This is a genomic window from Acidovorax sp. NCPPB 3576, assembly GCF_028473605.1.
Taxonomy (GTDB): Bacteria; Pseudomonadota; Gammaproteobacteria; order Burkholderiales; family Burkholderiaceae_C; genus Paracidovorax.
In genome coordinates, this window is the sequence record NZ_CP097267.1 from 2,149,476 (window position 1) to 2,168,527 (window position 19,052).

Consider the following 19,052-nt stretch of genomic DNA (forward strand, 5'->3'; position numbering starts at 1 on the left):
ATATTTTTTATAGCTAAATGCCATAGTGAATATTGCGCTGGAAGGGATTTTGGCTCCTAAGCCTGGCGGGCTGCACCGCCACCACGGGCGGAGGTCTGGTCAGGCGCCTGCGCTTTTAGCGCGGCGGGTCACCGGCCCGTCTTGAACGGGTTGCGCGACTGCAGTTCCTCCAGGTACTGCGCCACGCCTTCCCCCTCGCGCTCCAGAAACCGGTCCACTGCCTCGGCGAAAGCGGGGTGGGCGAGCCAGTGGGCGCTCGTCGCCTGCACCGGCAGCAGGGCCCGTGCCATCTTGTGCTCGCCCTGGGCCCCGCCCTCGAAGCGCTGCACGCCATGCGCGATGCACCACTGCAGCGGCTGGTAGTAGCAGGCCTCGAAATGCAGGCAGTCCACCCGCTCCAGCGCGCCCCAATAGCGGCCGAATGCCACCCGTTCCGGGTCTTTTGTGCCCGCTGCCCTGGTATCGTTTGCCCCGAATGCTATCAAACTGCTAGCAATGGGGTGTCCGCCGCGTTCGGCGATGAACAGCACCCAGGCCTCGGGCATGTCGGTGGCCATGAGGCGGAAGAATTCGCGCGTGAGGTAGGGCGGGTTGCCGTGCTCCAGGTAGGTGCGCTCGTAGCAGCGGTAGAAGAAATCCCAGTCGCTTTTCGTGATGTCGGTGCCCCGCATCCAGCGAAACGCCACGCCCGCGTCGGCCACCCGGCGCCGCTCCTGCCGGATCTTCTTGCGCTTGTCCTGCGACAGGCTGGCCAGGAAATGGTCGAAGGATTCGAACGGCCGTTCGACGGCAGGCGAGGGCGCTTCGCCGCTCGCGTCGGCAGTCGGCCCGGGCCCTTCGCTCCTGCACGGGGCAGCCCCCCCGGCCGGCGAGGCGGGCGTGCCGGTGCCGGGCGAGGGCGCCGCGTTCGTCCAATGGAACTGCACGGTGTGCCGCAGCATCAGCCCCGCCGCCTGCGCGGCCTCGACGTCCTGCGGCGCGGTGAACAGCAGGTGCAGCGACGACAGGCCCGCTTCTTCGCACCACTGCACCAGCGCCTGCACCAGCGCATGCCGCGCCGCTTCGTCCACTGCCAGCAGCCGTGCGCCGGGCACGGGGGTGAAAGGCACGGCCACGACGGCCTTGGGGTAGTAGTCCATGCCGTGGCGCGCATAGGCACCGGCCCAGCCCTGGTCGAACACGTATTCTCCGTAGGAGTGCGGCTTGGCATACACCGCGCACGCGCCCTGCAGCACCTCATCCCGCCAGAGCGTGCAAAACACGGGCGTCCAGCCGGTTTCCGGCACGGCGCTGCCGCTGGCGTGCAGCGCCGCAAGGTACGCGTGGCGCATGAAGGGAGTGGCGTGGGGCTGGGTGGCCAGGAGTGCATCCCATGCATCGGCATCTACGTCGTGGGGAGACGGGTGCAGACGCAGGACGTAGGCGGTGTCGGCGGGTTGGGGCAAGGCAGCGTACGGTCGTTGGAGGGTGGCCGCCATCATGGCCCAAACCGGGTTGCGCCGCCGCCGGGCGGGCATGGCATTCACACCGGCCCGCGTGCCTAAAAAGAGGGCATGGGGACATTCTTTCAGTCCTGACAAGGACTTAGGACCGCCTTACAGGGCAAGTCACGACTTATCCACAGAGTTTTCCAGTGCCTGCGGGGATAACGCAGGGCCTTGCGGCGTGAGGTGCTGCCGTGCGGGACGCGGGTGACATAATCGTCCGAGTCCTTTTTCCATCCCCGTATGCCATTCGTTATCAGCGTTGCCCAGCTCAATTTCGTGGTGGGCGATCTGCCGGGCAATGCCCGCAAGATCATTGCCTGCGCCCAGGAGGCCCATGCGGCTGGCGCACGCCTGCTGCTCACGCCCGAGCTGTCGCTGTGCGGCTATGCCGCCGAGGACTTGTACCTTCGGCCCGCCTTCCTGTCGGGCTGCGAAGACGCCCTGGCGACGGTGGCGCGCGAAACGGCGCCACTCGAGGGGCTGGCCATCGTGGTCGGCCACCCGCAACGGGCCGAAGCGGATGGCGAGGGCCTTTGCTACAACGCTGCCAGCGTGTTGCGCAACGGGGCGGTAGAGCAAACGTACCTCAAGCAGGAACTGCCCAACTACGACGTGTTCGACGAGCGGCGCTATTTTTTGCCGGGCGACGGCACCTGCATCTTCGACGTGGACGGCGTGCGCATCGGCCTGCTGATCTGCGAGGACGCCTGGTTCGAAGGCCCCGCACGCCGCGCGGCCGATGCGGGCGCGCAGATGCTGGTCTCCATCAATGCCTCTCCGTTCCATATCGGCAAGAGCGCGGAGCGCGAGCAGATCATGCGCGAGCGGGTGACCGAGACGGGCCTGCCCTTGGTCTATGCCCACTTGGTCGGCGGGCAGGACGAGGTGGTCTTCGAAGGGCGCTCCTTCGCATTGCAGTCCAACGGTTTTGTGGCCGGTCGCGCGTTGGGCTTTGAAGAAACATGCTTTGCTGTCCGCGTGGACTCCGCACATGGCGCTATCGAGTTGAATGCGGAGGTGGCACCGCTGCCTGCGCTGGAGGCCGATCTGTGGAGCGCGCTGGTCATGGGCGTGCGCGACTACGTCGGCAAGAACGGCTTTCCCGGCGCGCTGCTCGGGCTGTCGGGCGGCATCGACTCGGCGCTCGTCCTGGCCATCGCCGTGGATGCCCTGGGCGCCGACAAGGTGCGGGCCGTGATGATGCCGTCGCCCTATACCGCGGACATCAGCTGGATCGACGCGCGCGACATGGCCGAGCGCCTGGGCGTGCGCTACGACGAAATCTCGATCGCTCCGCAATTCGAGGCCTTCAAGGCCGCGCTCTCCCATGAATTTGCCGGCCTGCCTGAAGACACCGCAGAGGAAAACCTGCAGGCGCGCATCCGCGGCACGTTGCTCATGGCGCTGTCCAACAAATTCGGTTCGGTGGTGTTGACTACCGGCAACAAGAGCGAGATGGCGACGGGCTACTGCACGCTGTACGGCGACATGGCTGGGGGCTTCGCTGTCATCAAGGACGTGGCCAAGACGGCCGTGTTCTCCCTTGCGCGCTGGCGCAATGCCAACGATCCCTTTGGAACCGGCGCGCAGCCCATTCCCGAACGGATCATCACGCGCCCGCCGAGCGCCGAGTTGCGGCCCGACCAGAAGGACCAGGACAGCCTGCCGCCCTATGACGTGCTCGACGCCATCGTCGCCCGGTACATGGAGAACGACGAGCCCATCGATGCCATCGTCGAAGCCGGCTACGACCGGGCCGACGTCGAGCGCGTGACACGGCTCATCAAGCTCAATGAATACAAGCGCCGCCAGGCGCCAGTGGGCATCCGCATTACCCGCCGCAGCTTCGGCAAGGATTGGCGCTATCCCATCACCAACCGTTTCCGGGCGTGAGCGATCGACGACGACGCGGCCTTGAGCATCCCTCGCATTTCACCTTTCCAGGAGTTTCCGCCATGAAAATGATCACCGCCGTCATCAAGCCCTTCAAACTCGAAGAAGTCCGCGAAGCCCTGGCCGAGTGCGGCGTGACGGGCCTCACCGTCACTGAAGTGAAGGGTTTTGGCCGCCAGAAGGGCCACACCGAGCTGTACCGTGGCGCCGAGTACGTGGTGGATTTTTTGCCCAAGGTGAAGGTGGAAGTGGTCGTGAAGACCGATGACGTGGACCGCTGCGTGGACGCCATCGTCAGCGTGGCGCGCACGGGCAAGATCGGCGACGGCAAGATCTTCGTTACCGCCGTGGAACGTGTGGTGCGCATCCGCACGGGCGACCTGGACGAAGCCGCCGTTTGATGGTCGATTCCGAGCCTGGGCGGCAGCTCGGATGCTGCCGGTAGATCTGGCGAGGTTCAGGCTCGGCTCAGATCACCGCCCGCAGCGGAACCTGCTGTGCAGTCTGCGTGCCGGCGGCTTCAACCAGGGATTGCAGGAGGCTGTCGCGGTCGGAGGAGGCCTTCATCAGTCCCATCTGCCAGTCGCTCATGAGCCCGCTGGCCACGCTGGTCTGCAGAAACGCCATCAGGCCGTCGTAATAGCCGTCCACATTCAGCAGGCCGATGGGCTTGTCGTGGTAGCCGAGCTGGCGCCACGTCCATACCTCGAACAATTCTTCGAACGTTCCGATACCGCCCGGCAAGGCCAGGAAGGCGTTACAGCGCTCAGCCATCATGGCCTTGCGCTCGTGCATCGTCTCGACAATGTGCAATTCATCGCAGTCGCGGTTGGCCAGTTCCTTGTCCACGAGCGCCCGGGGAATCACGCCCAGCACGCGGCCACCCGCGCGCCGTGTGGCCTCGGCCACCGTCCCCATCAGGCCGCTGCGACCGCCGCCGTACACCAGCTGGCCGCCATGGCGGCCGATCCATTCGCCAACGGCGATGGCCGATTCGGTGAACAACGGGTTCTCGCCAGGGCGTGAACCCAGATAGACGCAAAGGGAAAAAGACGGCTCAGCCATGGAAAAACCTCTGAAACAGGGCTGCAGCCCAGACGCCTGAGCACAGCAGCAAACTCAACAAGACGGCGGCGCTGCCCATGTCCTTGGCGCGCTTGGACAGCTCGTGCAGTTCGGGCCCGATGCGGTCGATGGCGGCTTCGATGCCGGAGTTGAGCAATTCGGTGATCAACACCATCACCACCGTGCCGGCGAGCGCCGCCACCTCCAGCCAGCCACGACCCAGCCAGAACGACGCGGGCAGCAGCACGAAGGCCATGCATGCCTCCAGCCGAAAAGCCTTCTCGCCCCAACCGGCTTGAAGACCCTCCAGTGAATATTGCCAGGCATGCCATAGGCGATGCAGGCCTGTGCGCGACTTGTGGGGGTGGGGCGTGAAGGGTGCGGACATGGGGCAAGCATTTTCGCCTGCCTATGTGGCAGTTGCCCCATCCGGCGAAAAAAGTGGGCGGCTTACTTTTTGGCGTGCTCGAAATGCACGAGCCGAGTACCAGCCCAGACGTCGTGCCAGAACTGCCGCTGTGGCTGAAAGCGGCTCAGCAAAGCCCAAACGACCACCCAGCCCGTAAGAATGACCGCCGACTCGCTACCCGATAGCTGGAACGGCGCCATGGCCGCGAGCGGGGGCAAAAACCACATCCAACTCAGTACGTAACGAGCCAGGGCCCGCATCTGGGTGATGGGTTTGCCCCCCCGATCCACCACCCGGATGTGCCACGTCTTCATGGCCAGCGTTTGACCCCTGGCCCAGAACCAGACGAAATAGATGCCGAAAATAACGAAAAGAAATCCCTGGAGCGCATGGCGGTTATCCAGTGCATTGCGTGTCTGGCTGAGTGTGCCGAAAAGATATCCGGCAATGAACACGACACCGAACATCAGCATGCCTTCGTAGAGCCAGCAAGCCATACGGCGGCGCAGGGAAGGAGTCACTCCATTCATGGCCGCACGAGATATTCCATGGCCGGCCATGGTGGTCTGGGGTGTAGACGCAGGCATGGCAGGTTATTGCGGCGGATGAAGGGGCGTGTTGTCCTGGGATGGCGCCGCCAAGGGGGCTGCCTCTGCAGCCGCAGGCTCTCCTGCGCTCAGCGGCGCCAGCGGAGAAGGAACTGCATTTGGCACAGAGACCGGAGCCGTTTCAACCGGGAGCGCCAGGCTGGCTGCGGGGACCGCCACTGGCAAGGCTTGGGTCGGATGGAAGTCGCTGACCGGAGGAATCTTGGGTGGATTGGGCCGGTTCGCATTCGCGACCGCAGCCGCAGGCACGCGGGCCAGCTTGCGAGGCGGCACGGGCCGGACCGCCGTGGCTGCACCGGTGGGCCGGGGAGCTGCCCGGGCTGCCAACTGTTTCTTTTCCTCGCTGGGAAGGGCTTGGTAAGCTTCCCATTGGGCCCATTTGTCATCCACCGCCAATTTCTTGGTGGCAGCGTAGTTCAAGCGGGCCTGGCTGCGCTGCTGGAGGCTGAGATTGGCCCAGTCGGTCATGCGCCCCAGCATCTTTTCGCGCTCCTGTGGCGCCAAGGTGGGAAAGCTCGCGGACAGAGTGATCCAGCGCCGTTTCTGAGCTTCGCTGAGCATGGTCCAGCGAGAGGCGAGGGGGGCGAGCGCTTCTTTTTGCGCAGCCGTCAACGATTGCCACGCAGGCCCAGAGCCTGCACTATCGGGATCCTGAACCCGCAACTCCGGTCCGCGGGCCGTGTGTTTACTGGCAAGCGCTTCCGCCGGCATGGGGGCCACCGGCGCCATCCCGACTTGTGTCCAAGCCTGCCAGCCGCCCGCTACGAGCGCGCCCAGCAACACAAAAGCCAGCACGGCGGCTGGCATCAGGCGGGGGGCGTCCAAAGGGCTGGTCGGCATGCAATCTGCAATAAGTTCAATGATTTTGGTTGGCGGACGTCTTGAGGAATTGAAGGAATCCCGGATCGGCATACGCGGAGGGCGGCAGATCATCCGTGAGCAAGGCGGCATCTACCTCTGCCACTTCATTCACCCCTTTTTCGTCCTGCGAGACATTGATGACCACCAAGCCCACCAGCAGGGCGGTAATCGGGACGGCGGAGACCAACGCACGCCACCAGCTGCCGCCTTCACCCCCCCAGCCCAGTACCGCGCTGTTGCCCGAAGTCAACACCGCAGGCGCCGTCTGCCGCACCGGCGCGACCACCTTGCGCTTCGCAAGCGCCTGCACTCGAGCTGCACGGAGACGCTCGGAAATGTCGTAGGGAAGTTCGTCGGTGCCATCCGTAAGGCGCGCTGTGACACGGCGCGCAAAACGTTCTGCGGCAATCTCCGCAGGATGGGTAGAGGACTGGTAATTCATAGTTCGATTCCTTTCGCCTTCAGTGCTTTGCTGAGGGTCTGGACGGCACGAAAACAGTGCGTTTTGACGCTGCCCTCTGAGCAGCCCATTGCAGCTGCCGTTTCCGCAACGTCCATCTCTTCCCAGTAACGCATCAAAAACGCCTCCCGTTGACGGGCGGGCAACTCTTGAATTTCTGCCTCGATGTTATGAAAAACTTGGGCACGCCTGACCAGATCTTCCGCGCTTTGGGCTGTCTCGCCTCCCTCCGGACCCGAATAGGCTTCCAGAAGATCGAAATCGGCCCCATCTTCTCCCGGCCCTTCGAAGTCGCTCATGCTGGAAAACAACGCATTGCGTGTCTTCTGGCGCCTGAACCAATCCAGCGTGCAATTGGACAAGATCCGCTGAAAGAGCATGGGCAACTCGGCCACAGGCTTGTCGCCATAATGCTCCGACAGTTTGAGCATGCTGTCCTGAACGATGTCCAGTGCCGATTCCTCATTGCGCACGTGATATAGCGAGCGCTTGTAAGCCCGCTTTTCTACGCTTTTGAGGAAATTGGAAAGTTCTTGTTCGGTGGCCAAGACAAAGATGCCCGCTTGCGGGAGGGCGTGGTCCGCTGGCGGTAAACGTCAGCGCATGGAGTGCCGAGTTTATCGCATTGACTTCAAGTCTTTTGTGGCATGCGTGTCCGAAATGCATGTTGCAGTGCCATAATCCGCGCTGCAATTCAAAAGGCAAACGGGTTTCGGTCCGGCGCAGCAATCATCTCGCCCATGTCCGAAGCCTCAAGTTCCAAGTCGGCTTCACAAGAGTCCGCACAAGGGGCACCCAAGGTTTTTCGTCAGAGAAATTCGCAAAGGTTGATCATGGAAATCTCCAAGGCCGAAATCACTTCGGCGGCCGCTGCCACGCAGGGCTCATCGCATTCACCGTCCCAGGATCTCATGGGGTCAGAGATCCTCATCAAGTCTCTGCAAGCCGAAGGCGTGCAGTTCATTTGGGGTTATCCGGGCGGCGCAGTTCTCTACATCTACGACGCGCTCTACAAGCAAGACACCATTCAGCATGTGCTGGTGCGTCACGAGCAGGCTGCAGTGCACGCTGCCGACGGCTACGCCCGTGCGACCGGCGAAGTAGGTGTTGCACTCGTCACGTCTGGGCCTGGGTTGACCAACGCAGTGACCGGTATTGCGACGGCCTACATGGATTCCATTCCTATGGTCATCATTTCCGGACAGGTGCCAACGCCCGCGATCGGGCTGGACGCCTTCCAGGAGTGCGATACCGTAGGCATCACGCGCCCGATCGTGAAGCACAATTTTCTCGTCAAAGATGCCCGCGACTTGGCCATGACGATGAAAAAGGCTTTCCACATCGCCCGGACCGGCAGGCCCGGCCCCGTAGTCGTCGATATTCCGAAAGACGTTTCTTTTAAAAAGGTGGCCTATAGCGGTTATCCGCAGAGCGTAGAAATGCGTTCCTATAACCCTGTACGCAAAGGCCATGGCGGACAGATTCGCAAGGCCCTGCAGCTGCTCCTGACCGCCAAGCGCCCCTACATCTACACGGGTGGCGGCGTTCTGTTGGGCAATGCCACGCAAGAGTTGCGTACCTTGGTGGACATGCTGGGCTATCCGGTGACCAACACCTTGATGGGGCTCGGTGCTTACCCGGCAAGCGATCGCAAATTTCTCGGCATGCTGGGCATGCATGGCACGATCGAAGCCAACAATGCCATGCAGAACTGCGACGTGCTTTTGGCCGTCGGCGCGCGGTTCGATGACCGCGTCATCGGCAATGTGAAACACTTTGCCCAGAACGATCGCAAGATCATCCATATCGATATTGATCCTTCGAGCATCTCCAAGCGCGTCAAGGTCGATATTCCCATCGTTGGCGACGTCAAGGATGTGCTGACAGAGTTGATCAACATGATCAGTGAGTCAACCACGCGGGCCGATGCCGGTGCCCTGGCTGCATGGTGGGACACGATCGAAGGCTGGCGCAAGCGCGATTGCCTCAAATACGATCGCAGCAACCCGGAGGTGATCAAGCCGCAATATGTGGTCGAAACCCTCTGGAGCATGACCAAGGATGCTGACGCTTACGTAACATCCGACGTGGGCCAGCACCAGATGTGGGCGGCGCAATACTATCGGTTCGATGAGCCCCGTCGCTGGATCAATTCCGGAGGCCTTGGCACGATGGGTGTGGGCATTCCCTATGCCATGGGCATCAAGCTGGCCAAGCCGGATGCCGAAGTGTTTTGCATCACCGGCGAGGGCTCGGTGCAGATGAACATCCAGGAACTGTCCACCTGCCTGCAATACAACACGCCGATCAAGATCTGCGCTTTGAACAACCGTTACCTGGGCATGGTGCGGCAGTGGCAGGAAATCGAATATTCCGGTCGCTATAGCCACAGCTACATGGATGCGCTGCCCAACTTCGTGAAGCTGGCGGAGGCTTATGGCCACGTGGGCCTGCTGATCGAACGGCCACAGGATGTGGAGCCTGCCTTGCGCGAGGCGCGAAAGCTCAAGGACCGCACGGTTTTCATGGACTTCCGCACTGATCCGACGGAAAACGTCTTTCCGATGGTGCAGTCCGGTAAAGGCATTACCGAAATGCTTTTGGGATCGGAAGACCTCTAAGCCCAATCGGCATCCAGCGCTTTATTGCTAAGCGTTTCTAGCTATTCTTTGAATAGCAATTTCTCAAACGACGAATCTATTGCCTGCCGAGCTTGGCGCTTACCAGCGCCAGGGGAGGGCAGCGAAAAGAGGAATCTGCACCATGAAGCACATCATTGCCGTTCTGCTGGAAAACGAACCCGGCGCTCTTTCCCGCGTTGTCGGTCTGTTTTCCGCTCGGGGTTACAACATCGAGTCGCTCACCGTGGCTCCCACGGAAGACGCGTCGCTTTCGCGCATGACCATCCAGACCACCGGGTCCGATGACGTGATCGAGCAGATCACCAAGCATCTGAACCGCCTCATCGAAGTCGTGAAGGTGGTCGACCTGACCGAAGGCGCCTACACCGAGCGAGAGCTCATGATGGTGAAGGTGCGTGCCGTCGGCAAGGAGCGTGAAGAGATGAAACGCATGGCCGACATCTTCCGAGGCCGGATCATCGACGTCACCGAGAAGAGCTACACCGTCGAGCTGACGGGAGATCAGTCCAAGAACGATGCGTTTTTGCAGGCCATCGACCGCACCGCCATCCTGGAAACCGTGCGAACCGGCGCCAGCGGGATCGGCCGCGGCGAACGCATCTTGCGCGTCTGAGCTGTTCCCCTTACTTCATCACCCTTTTCCTAACACCCCCTCATCGATTCAACCTGGAGCCAACATGAAAGTTTTCTACGACAAAGACTGTGACCTGAGCCTGATCAAGGGCAAGACCGTGGCCATCATCGGCTATGGCTCCCAAGGGCATGCCCATGCACAAAACCTGAACGACAGCGGCGTGAAGGTCGTGGTTGGCCTGCGCAAGGGCGGAGCTTCGTGGGACAAGGTCGGCAAGGCCGGTTTGAATGTGCTGGAAGTGAACGACGCGGTGAAGGCTGCCGACGTCGTCATGATCTTGTTGCCCGACGAGCAGATCGCCGAGGTCTACACCAACAATGTGGCCCCCAATATCAAGCAAGGTGCATCGCTGGCCTTCGCACACGGGTTCAATGTCCACTACAACCAGGTTGTACCCCGCGCCGATCTGGACGTTTGGATGGTCGCTCCCAAGGCGCCTGGCCACACCGTGCGCAACACCTATACCCAAGGTGGCGGCGTGCCCCATCTGGTGGCAGTGCATCAAGACAAGTCCGGTAAGGCCCGCGACTTGGCCTTGTCCTATGCCATGGCCAATGGTGGCGGCAAGGCTGGCATCATCGAGACGAACTTCAAGGAAGAGACCGAGACGGACCTTTTCGGCGAGCAGGCTGTGCTGTGCGGCGGCGCTGTCGAATTGATCAAGATGGGTTACGAGACTTTGGTCGAAGCCGGATATGCCCCTGAAATGGCGTACTTCGAGTGCCTGCATGAGCTCAAGCTCATCGTGGATCTGATCTACGAAGGCGGCATCGCCAACATGAACTACTCGATCTCGAACAACGCCGAGTTCGGTGAGTACGTGACCGGCCCCGAGGTGATTAACGCCCAATCGCGCGAAGCCATGCGCAATGCCCTGAAGCGCATTCAGAACGGCGATTACGCCAAGATGTTCATTCAGGAAGGCCGCCTGAACTATCCTTCGATGACGGCCCGCCGCCGCAACACTGCCGATCACAGCATCGAAGTGGTTGGCAACAAGCTGCGCGCCATGATGCCCTGGATCGCCAAGAACAAACTGGTGGATCAGACCCGCAACTGAATATCGGGCGTCGCTCCAGCGATTGTTCCGCTGGAGCGAGAGCCGCAGCGAGAGGCCACTTCGGTGGCCTTTTTCTTTGTTTTCTCGCTGGGTGTGCAGGCACTACACTCCGCTGTCCGCCGATCGTTGGGATCAGGCAGTAGGACGCTAATTTTGATAGCTGCTTGCGCTGATGGCGTGGGCGCCGGAGGTTGATCTGATGCACGAGGGCAATGATTTCGCCAATGACACGCCCATGGTGGTGCGCAAGCGGCGAAAAGGTATCTACATACTGCCCAATCTGTTCACGTTGGCAGCGCTGTTCGGGGGGTTCTATGCCATCGTCATGGCCATGAATGGGCGCTTCGATCTTGCTGCCGTCGGCGTGTTCTGTGCCATGGTGCTCGATAGCCTGGATGGACGTGTAGCCCGGATGACCAATACGCAGAGTGCCTTTGGCGAGCAGATGGATTCGCTCTCCGACATGGTGTCTTTCGGGGCAGCGCCTGCACTCATTGCGTATGAGTGGGCGTTGAAGGGGCTGGGGCGCTGGGGATGGATCGCCGCTTTCGTTTACTGCGCGTGTGCCGCCTTGCGGCTGGCCCGGTTCAATGTCAATACCGGGGTCGTCGACAAGAGATACTTTCAAGGGTTGCCATCACCCGCTGCCGCAGCGCTGGTGGCGGGCTTCATCTGGTTGCTGACGGAACTCGGGGTACGCCGCGGCGAGACGAACTGGATGAGTTGGCCTCAGGTGAGTTGGACCATGTTCGGGTTCACGCTGTATGCCGGCCTCACGATGGTGACCAACGTGCCTTTCTACAGCTTCAAAGACATTCAGATGAAGAAGAGCGTGCCGTTCGCCGTGATCGTTCTGATTGCACTGGGCATTGCCATCATCAACATCCACCCACCCACCGTGCTTTTCAGCGTGTTCGTGCTATACGGCGTGAGCGGGTATTTCGTTTATGCATGGCGCAAGGCCAAGGGGCAGCACAGCAGTGTGATCAGCATGTCCACCGATGAGCCAGACGAGCGTGGGTTGCACAAATAGATCCACTGATCGAGACGCTTCGCACCTGCAAAGGGATCTCCGTTTTGCGTACCAGAATTTCAATTTAGCAGGCCCCACCATCTCTGGAGAAAAACAATGGCAGACAAGCTGATCATTTTCGACACCACGTTGCGCGATGGAGAGCAATCGCCCGGTGCATCGATGACCAAAGACGAAAAATTGCGCATCGCGCGGCAACTCGAGCGTCTCAAGGTCGATGTGATCGAAGCCGGTTTTGCGGCCAGCTCCAACGGCGATTTCGAGGCGGTGCAGTCCATTGCCCAAGCCATCAAGGACTCGACCATTTGCTCTCTGTCTCGTGCGAACGATCGTGATATTTCACGCGCAGCGGAAGCGCTCAAAGGCGCGAACAGCGCACGCATCCATACATTCATTGCGACTAGCGCCCTGCACATGGAAAAGAAGCTGCGCATGACACCGGAGCAGGTGTTGGAGCAGGCCAGGCAGTCGGTCCGATTCGCTCGCAATCTGATCGGAGACATCGAATTCAGCCCGGAGGATGGGTATCGCAGCGAGATGGATTTCCTCTGCCGTGTGCTGGAAGCCGTGATTGCCGAAGGGGCAACCACGATCAATGTGCCTGATACCGTCGGGTATGCCGTTCCCGAGTTGTATGGCAACTTCATCAAGACGTTGCGGGAGCGGATTCCCAACAGCGATAAGGCCATCTGGTCCGTGCACTGCCATAACGATCTCGGCATGGCCGTGGCGAACTCGTTGGCGGGCGTGAAGATTGGTGGCGCTCGCCAGGTCGAGTGCACGATCAACGGGCTGGGTGAGCGTGCAGGCAACTGTTCGCTGGAAGAGGTGGTGATGGCAGTCAAGACGCGCAAGGACTACTTCGGACTGGAAATGGGCATCGATGCGCAGCACATCGTGGCAGCAAGTCGGATGGTCAGCCAGACGACCGGCTTCGTCGTGCAGCCCAACAAAGCCGTGGTGGGGGCCAATGCCTTCGCGCACGCCAGCGGGATTCATCAGGACGGCGTGCTGAAGGCGCGCGACACCTACGAAATCATGCGAGCCGAAGATGTGGGCTGGTCCGCCAACAAGATCGTGCTGGGCAAGCTGAGCGGTCGCAATGCCTTCAAGCAGCGTTTGCTGGAGTTGGGCGTGCAGCTGGACAGCGAAACGGACGTGAACAGCGCTTTCGCCAAATTCAAGGAATTGGCGGATCGGAAAAGCGAGATCTTCGACGAAGACATTCTGGCGTTGGTCAGCGGCGAAAGCGCCTGCAACGAACAGGAGCAATACGGCTTTGTATCGCTGTCTCAGCACAGCGAAACGGGCGAGCGGCCACAGGCCACCATCGTCTTCACCGTGGCGGGCAAGGAAGTGCGAGGCCAATCGGATGGAAACGGTCCCGTGGATGCCTCGCTCAAGGCCATTGAATCGCACGTCAAGAGTGGCGCCGAAATGGTGCTTTATTCAGTCAACGCCATCAGTGGTTCGACGGAGAGCCAAGGCGAAGTGACTGTGCGGTTGCAGAACAGCGGTCGTGTGGTGAATGGAGTAGGCGCCGACCCGGACATCGTGGTTGCGTCAGCCAAAGCCTACATCAGTGCGTTGAACAAATTACAAAGTAAAGCCGATCGAGTCGCCGCACAGGGCTGACCATCGAATTTATAATTCATTCACTTTATTGAAAGGTCGCGCAAGGTATTGATCTTGCGCGACTTTTTTCGATTCTGTACACTGACAAACACTTTTTACCGCTTGGAGCATTCTGATGCACGTACGTCCTCGCGCTTCTTCACGTTTTTTTCGCACCGTCGCGTTTTTCGCTATGAGCATCGCGCTCGCGGCCTCCACGGTGCACGCGGCAGAGCGCAAGAAAGTGCAGGTCAAGAAGCAGGCTGCATCCGCGACGGCCAAGCAGCGTCCCGTGGCGCGATCTGCCACGGTGGTTTCTCGCAAAGCCGTGACTCGCGTCAAGGCCACCCCTCGGGTATCTGCGCGAAGCATGAAAGCGGCTACGCGCCTAGTGGTTGTGCCTGAAAAGCTTTCCTTTGGGCAAGTTGCTGGCTTGCACTCTCTTGCCGACCCTCTGGATTTGAAATCCAGCGTGGCCTTGGTCATTGACCAAGACACGAACGAAGTCTTGCTGAGCAAAAACGATCATGCCGTTTTGCCGATTGCATCGTTGACCAAATTGATGACTGGCCTGCTTGTGTCGCAAGCGCATCTGCCGATGGACGAGCCCATCACCATCACGCAAGACGATGTCGATACTGAAAAATTCAGCAGTTCCCGCCTCGCCGTGGGCACGACCCTCACACGCGGCGAAATGATGCACTTGGCGCTGATGTCCAGTGAGAACCGCGCAGCCCATGCTTTGGGCCGCACGTTCCCGGGTGGGCTGGCGGCTTTCGTGGCGCAGATGAATGCCAAGGCAAAGCTGCTGGGTATGACGGACACGCGCTATGTCGAGCCCACTGGGTTGTCCAGCCACAACCAGTCCAGCGCCCGTGACCTGGCAACCTTGGTGAACGTGGCCCATGGTGATCCAATGCTGCGCGAACTCACTACCTCTCCCAGTTACGAGGTGGCGGTGGGCCGTCGCACCTTGCAGTTCAACAACACCAATCGTTTGGTGAAAAGTCCTGCCTGGGATATCGGCCTTCAGAAGACCGGTTACATCTCTGAAGCTGGCCGTTGCTTGGTGATGCAGGCCCATATTTCGGGCCGTAAACTGATCATGGTTTTCCTGGACTCTGCTGGCAAGTTCAGTCGCCTGGGCGATGCAGAGCGTGTGCGCAACTGGGTGGAAAAACTGCCGTCCATCGGTGGCGCACCAACCCTTCACGCCATCGGTGCCAAAGAATAAAACCTTCGCTTGCGTTTCGCCTGCACCACAGGCTCGGATCAAACGGACTACGCTGTAAGTTATTGACGCGCATTGCTCTTTGCAATGCGCGTTTTTCATTTCGCAGTCTACGGAGCAACAGCCTTGTCGCGCCGGCTCAGGGAATAGCCCAAGGCTTGTGAAATCTCGCTCGCGGTCGCCTGAAGCTTGGGCAGCCAATTTTCATCAAGGCGATCCGCTGGCGCAGAGATCGAAAGGCCTGCCACCAAGTGGGCTTGGTCGTCATACACCCCGGCGGCCATGCAGCGCACGCCCAGTTCCAGTTCTTCGTTGTCCCGGGCAATGCCGTATTGCCGGGCTTTTCCCAATTCGCGCTCCAGCACTGGCAGTTGCGTAATGCTGTTGCGGGTGTGCCCAGGGAGCCCGGTGCGCATCGCGTAAGCGCGAACCCGTTGCGGATCATCCGCAGCGAGGAAAAGCTTGCCTGTGGAGGTCAGATGCAGCGGGGCCCTGCCGCCAATGGCGCGCACCACCTGCATGCCAGAACGTTCACTGTAGGCGCGCTCCACATACACGATCTCATCGCCTTGGCGCATGCTCAGGTTGACCGGTTGCTGAATCAGCTTGTGCAGATTGCGCATGGGGGTCAAAGCAGCGTCGCGCACACTCAAGCGCGCCTTCACCAAGTTGCCCAATTCCAGCAGACGCATGCCGAGGCGATAGCTGCCGGATTCCGGACGATCCACGAAACGGCCAATGGTCAGGTCGTTCAGGATGCGGTGGGCGGTGGAAGGGTGGAGTCCGGTCTTCTCGCTGATTTCCTTGAGGGAGATCGCTTCTTCGCGCGAAGTAAGCACGTCGATGAGTGCAAACATGCGCTCCAGCACCTGGACGCTGGGTTTGGCGGGTACGCCGTCATCGTCTTTTTTCATGGTGATGTATGTTGACGAGAAGCCCGCATTTTATCTTGTGAAATGCGAGAAGCCGTCTCACCACCTTATGGCGCCAGTTTCCATTCGCTGTTGATCCGCAACTCATGCGGTAAGAAGCGCGCCTTGTAGTTCATCTTCGGACTCTCTTCGATCCAATAGCCCAGGTAAACATGCGGCAGTCCCAGCGTGCGCGCCTGCTCGATTTGCCACAGTACGTTGTAGGTGCCATAGCTGCAGTGGGGCTCGGGTTCATAGAACGTATAGACGGCAGACAGGCCATCGTCCAGCACGTCCAGGATCGAGACCATCCGCAACGCACCGGGATTGCCATCCACGTCGGGTTCGCGAAACTCCACGAGCCTCGAATTGACCCGGCTCTGCAGCAAGAACTGGGTGTATTGATCGATGCTGTCGTGGTCCATCCCGCCCCCGCAATGGCGCAGGTTTTGGTAGCGCAGGTAGAGCTGGTAGTGCTCTGGCACATAGCCCAATCGAAGGACCCGCGCCTGCAGGTGGCTGTGTTTCGTCCAGGCACGGCGCTGGCTACGATCCGGCTTGAAGGATTTCGACAGCACGCGCAACGGAGTGCAGGCCTGACACCCATCACAGTAGGGACGGTAAGTGAACATGCCGCTGCGGCGGAACCCCCGTGCCACGAGGTCTGAATAGACATCGTTCTGTATTAAATGGCTGGGCGTGGCGACCTGCGAGCGCGCTTGCCGTGCAGGCAGATAGCTGCACGGATAGGGGGCCGTGGCATAAAACTGCAAGGTGTGCAGCGGCAGATCGTTGAGTTGCGTCATCCCGAATTCCCGGTGTTGGGCAGCAGCGCTGTCCAGTATACGGGCTCGAATTTCCAGGAAACTGCGGATTCCTGCGAGGCTGCCGCAACGCTTTGCAGGAACTGGGCGCGACCTATTTCGTGGGCTCCGAAAGATGCCAGATGGGCCGTGTTCTGCTGGCAATCGATGAGCGTTACACCGTGGTGCCTGCACAAGCAGACGAAAGCTGCCAGTGCCACCTTGGAGGCGTCGGTGGCGTGGGCGAACATCGATTCGCCAAAAACGGCTTTGCCCAAGGCAATGAAATAAAGCCCCCCCACCAACCGGCCATCGACCCAGGTTTCCACGCTGTGCGCGAAGCCGGCAGCGTGGAATGCGCGATAAGCCTGCACCATCTGCGGGACGATCCAGGTGCCGTTCTGGCCCTGCCGGGGCGTTCCGGCGCATGCCTTGATGACGGCGCCGAAGTCATAGTCCACACGAATTTCACAATCGGGTGAGGTCCGGAATTTCTGCAAAGTGCGTCGCAGCGAGCGGTGCAGCCGAAACTCCTCCACCGGCAACACCATTCGGGGATCGGGGCTCCACCAAAGCACGGGCTGCCCGGGACTGAACCACGGAAAAATGCCCCGTTGGTACGCGCTGTGCAGTTGCGCAACGCTGAGGTTTCCACCCGCAGCCAGCAGTCCTGGGGCCGCCGAGTCGTCGCCCCAACTGAGTTCAACGCTGGGAAATTCGTCGCCGGGTTGCAGCCAGGGCAAAGGATCGTCAGCCATGCGCGGGGAGGAAGTGGAGGATGAAAAGCATTGTCACCGACTGCGTAGAGCGAGATGGCGGCTGTCCTAGGATGATAGGTGGTGGTGCGGACTCGGGAGGCCTGTCGCCATGCTTTGTCGCCTTCGCCAACCAGATCCACAGTGAATAAAAACGAAAAAGCCCGCTATCGTGAAAATAGCGGGCTTTTTGCAGCCGAAACGGCTGACAGTGGCTCCTCGACCTGGGCTCGAACCAGGGACCTACGGATTAACAGTCCGGCGCTCTACCAACTGAGCTATCGAGGAATATCGGTTATCTGACTGACGATGTAAAAGGCCCTGCGTACACATGCAAGGCCTTGATGATTCTTGGCTCCTCGACCTGGGCTCGAACCAGGGACCTACGGATTAACAGTCCGGCGCTCTACCAACTGAGCTATCGAGGAACAAGACTTAGATTATATACACAAAAAGTGAGCAGATTTCGAGAACTCAGGTCGGCCGGTGGATCGATCCGATGCACGGAGTGGTTCCGAAGCTCAACGCCCTGGCTCCGGCCGCTGCCACAGCCAGGCGAGCACGCAGGCCATGCACAGCGAAGCACTGATGGCGACCCAGCGGGGCGCCTGGCTGAAGATGAGCACCGCCGTTGCTAGCGCCATGAGGATGCTGGCGCTCCACTTGGCGCGCCGGCTCACCTGCCCGCCGTTGGCCCAGTCGCGCAGCATGGGGCCGAAGAGCGGATGGCGCCACAGCCAAGCGTGCAGCCGTGGGGAACTGCGGGCCGCGGCCCAGCCGGCCATGAGGATGAAAACCGTCGTCGGCAGGCCGGGCACGAAGATGCCGATGATTCCCGTCACCAGGCTCAAGACCGCGAAGCACAACAGCAGCCAGCGCACTGGCAGGGGCAGCGGGGCAGGGCGTGGCGGCGGCGGCAAAGGCTCTGGCGGGGGCGGCATGCCTGGATTGTGCCTGCCGCCCCGCGGCTTGCGGCACGCTATGCTGATGGGCGTATCGACGCAGGCCGTCGGCTTTTTCTACATTCCCATGACCGTTCAAAACATCCTCAAGATGGGCGATCCGCGCCTGCTGCGCGTCGCCCAGCCCGTGACCGAATTCGATACCGACGCGCTGCACCTGCTGGTGCGCGACATGCTCGAGACCATGGAGGCGGTGGATGGCGCGGGCCTGGCCGCACCCCAGATCGGGGTGGATCTGCAATTGGTGATCTTCGGCTCGGACCGCAGAAATCCCCGCTATCCCGACCGCCCGCTGGTGCCGCGCACGGTGTTGCTCAATCCGCAGATCACGCCGCTGGGAGACGATGAGGAAGAGGACTGGGAAGGGTGCCTGTCCGTGCCTGGGCTGCGCGGCAAGGTGCCGCGCTGGTCCCGCATCCGCTACCAGGGTCTGGACCCGTATGGCGACGCGATCGACCGGACGGCGGAGGGGTTTCATGCGCGTGTGGTGCAGCATGAATGCGACCACCTGATCGGCAAGCTCTATCCGATGCGGGTGCGCGACTTCACACAGTTCGGCTACACCGACGTGCTGTTTCCCGAACTGGCGGATGCGGAAGACGACTGACCGGCAGGACCTCGCTA

General features: G+C 60.7%; 20 protein-coding genes and 2 tRNA genes. 9 read left to right on the forward strand and 13 right to left on the reverse strand.

The features are described from left to right. Nucleotides 1-128 precede the first annotated feature (128 nt). Nucleotides 129-1,445 carry a GNAT family N-acetyltransferase gene (locus tag M5C98_RS09890; protein ID WP_442867253.1) on the reverse strand — a complete coding sequence of 439 codons (1,317 nt, stop codon included), beginning with the start codon at nt 1,443-1,445 and terminating at the stop codon, nt 129-131. 282 nt (nt 1,446-1,727) lie between these two features. Here M5C98_RS09890 and M5C98_RS09895 point away from each other — a divergent pair, with 282 nt between their 5' ends. Then, complete coding sequence (locus M5C98_RS09895; RefSeq protein ID WP_272552486.1) at nt 1,728-3,380, forward strand: NAD+ synthase; 1,653 nt, start codon at nt 1,728-1,730, stop codon at nt 3,378-3,380. A 62-nt stretch (nt 3,381-3,442) separates the two neighbouring features. Further along, entirely contained in the window at nt 3,443-3,781 is a 339-nt protein-coding gene (locus M5C98_RS09900) for a P-II family nitrogen regulator (RefSeq protein ID WP_272552487.1), read from the forward strand. Between the two features lie 67 nt (nt 3,782-3,848). Here M5C98_RS09900 and M5C98_RS09905 read toward each other — a convergent pair whose 3' ends face one another. From M5C98_RS09905 to M5C98_RS09930, 6 genes are all read right to left on the reverse strand, one after another. Beyond that, a complete protein-coding gene (locus tag M5C98_RS09905) occupies nt 3,849-4,445 on the reverse strand; it encodes a TIGR00730 family Rossman fold protein (protein ID WP_272552488.1) in 597 nt (198 codons plus the stop codon). Further along, nucleotides 4,438-4,833, reverse strand: a complete 396-nt coding sequence (locus M5C98_RS09910; RefSeq protein WP_272552489.1) for a diacylglycerol kinase — start codon at nt 4,831-4,833, stop codon at nt 4,438-4,440. The genes M5C98_RS09905 and M5C98_RS09910 overlap by 8 nt, the downstream gene beginning before the upstream one ends. Before the next feature lie 62 nt (nt 4,834-4,895). Further along, nucleotides 4,896-5,414, reverse strand: a complete 519-nt coding sequence (locus M5C98_RS09915; protein ID WP_272552490.1) for an RDD family protein — start codon at nt 5,412-5,414, stop codon at nt 4,896-4,898. 33 nt (nt 5,415-5,447) lie between these two features. Next, complete coding sequence (locus tag M5C98_RS09920) at nt 5,448-6,302, reverse strand: DUF3106 domain-containing protein (protein WP_272552491.1); 855 nt, start codon at nt 6,300-6,302, stop codon at nt 5,448-5,450. A gap of 16 nt (nt 6,303-6,318) precedes the next feature. Next, on the reverse strand, nt 6,319-6,765 hold the full coding sequence (locus M5C98_RS09925; RefSeq protein WP_272552493.1) for a DUF3619 family protein: 447 nt from the start codon (nt 6,763-6,765) through the stop codon (nt 6,319-6,321). Next, nucleotides 6,762-7,331, reverse strand: coding sequence for an RNA polymerase sigma factor (locus tag M5C98_RS09930; RefSeq protein ID WP_272552494.1), 570 nt, complete (start codon nt 7,329-7,331; stop codon nt 6,762-6,764). The genes M5C98_RS09925 and M5C98_RS09930 overlap by 4 nt, the downstream gene beginning before the upstream one ends. A 285-nt stretch (nt 7,332-7,616) precedes the next feature. On the opposite strand from M5C98_RS09930, the gene M5C98_RS09935 reads away from it, so the two are divergent. From M5C98_RS09935 to M5C98_RS09960, 6 genes are all read left to right on the forward strand, one after another. Then, a complete protein-coding gene (locus M5C98_RS09935) occupies nt 7,617-9,404 on the forward strand; it encodes an acetolactate synthase 3 catalytic subunit (protein WP_272552495.1) in 1,788 nt (595 codons plus the stop codon). Between the two features lie 142 nt (nt 9,405-9,546). Further along, a complete protein-coding gene (ilvN, locus tag M5C98_RS09940) occupies nt 9,547-10,038 on the forward strand; it encodes an acetolactate synthase small subunit (RefSeq protein WP_092743827.1) in 492 nt (163 codons plus the stop codon). Nucleotides 10,039-10,102: 64 nt separating this feature from the next. Further along, nucleotides 10,103-11,119: a ketol-acid reductoisomerase gene (gene ilvC / locus M5C98_RS09945; protein WP_272552497.1), complete on the forward strand. Its 1,017-nt coding sequence runs from the start codon at nt 10,103-10,105 to the stop codon at nt 11,117-11,119. Nucleotides 11,120-11,318: 199 nt separating this feature from the next. After that, nucleotides 11,319-12,152 carry a CDP-diacylglycerol--serine O-phosphatidyltransferase gene (gene pssA / locus M5C98_RS09950; protein WP_272552498.1) on the forward strand — a complete coding sequence of 278 codons (834 nt, stop codon included), beginning with the start codon at nt 11,319-11,321 and terminating at the stop codon, nt 12,150-12,152. Nucleotides 12,153-12,248: 96 nt separating this feature from the next. Beyond that, a complete protein-coding gene (locus M5C98_RS09955) occupies nt 12,249-13,787 on the forward strand; it encodes a 2-isopropylmalate synthase (RefSeq protein WP_272552499.1) in 1,539 nt (512 codons plus the stop codon). A gap of 115 nt (nt 13,788-13,902) precedes the next feature. Continuing rightward, nucleotides 13,903-15,000 (forward strand): serine hydrolase, encoded by a 1,098-nt coding sequence (locus M5C98_RS09960; RefSeq protein WP_272552500.1) that lies wholly within the window; start codon nt 13,903-13,905, stop codon nt 14,998-15,000. 107 nt (nt 15,001-15,107) lie between these two features. Here M5C98_RS09960 and M5C98_RS09965 read toward each other — a convergent pair whose 3' ends face one another. The 6 genes from M5C98_RS09965 to M5C98_RS09990 all read right to left on the reverse strand — a co-directional run bounded on the left by M5C98_RS09965 (nt 15,108) and on the right by M5C98_RS09990 (nt 18,407). Further along, the gene (locus M5C98_RS09965; protein ID WP_272552501.1) at nt 15,108-15,911 is read right to left on the reverse strand and encodes an IclR family transcriptional regulator; all 804 of its coding nucleotides are present in this window, start codon (nt 15,909-15,911) and stop codon (nt 15,108-15,110) included. A gap of 65 nt (nt 15,912-15,976) precedes the next feature. Then, entirely contained in the window at nt 15,977-16,714 is a 738-nt protein-coding gene (locus tag M5C98_RS09970; protein ID WP_272552503.1) for an arginyltransferase, read from the reverse strand. Further along, nucleotides 16,711-17,469 carry a leucyl/phenylalanyl-tRNA--protein transferase gene (aat, locus tag M5C98_RS09975; protein ID WP_272552504.1) on the reverse strand — a complete coding sequence of 253 codons (759 nt, stop codon included), beginning with the start codon at nt 17,467-17,469 and terminating at the stop codon, nt 16,711-16,713. The genes M5C98_RS09970 and aat overlap by 4 nt, the downstream gene beginning before the upstream one ends. A 209-nt stretch (nt 17,470-17,678) precedes the next feature. After that, a tRNA-Asn gene (locus M5C98_RS09980) sits at nt 17,679-17,754 on the reverse strand. A 64-nt stretch (nt 17,755-17,818) separates the two neighbouring features. Further along, nucleotides 17,819-17,894: transfer RNA gene (locus M5C98_RS09985), tRNA-Asn, on the reverse strand. Between the two features lie 93 nt (nt 17,895-17,987). Next, the gene (locus M5C98_RS09990) at nt 17,988-18,407 is read right to left on the reverse strand and encodes a YbaN family protein (protein ID WP_272552505.1); all 420 of its coding nucleotides are present in this window, start codon (nt 18,405-18,407) and stop codon (nt 17,988-17,990) included. An 88-nt stretch (nt 18,408-18,495) separates the two neighbouring features. On the opposite strand from M5C98_RS09990, the gene def reads away from it, so the two are divergent. Continuing rightward, the gene (def, locus tag M5C98_RS09995; RefSeq protein ID WP_272552506.1) at nt 18,496-19,035 is read left to right on the forward strand and encodes a peptide deformylase; all 540 of its coding nucleotides are present in this window, start codon (nt 18,496-18,498) and stop codon (nt 19,033-19,035) included. Nucleotides 19,036-19,052 lie beyond the last annotated feature (17 nt).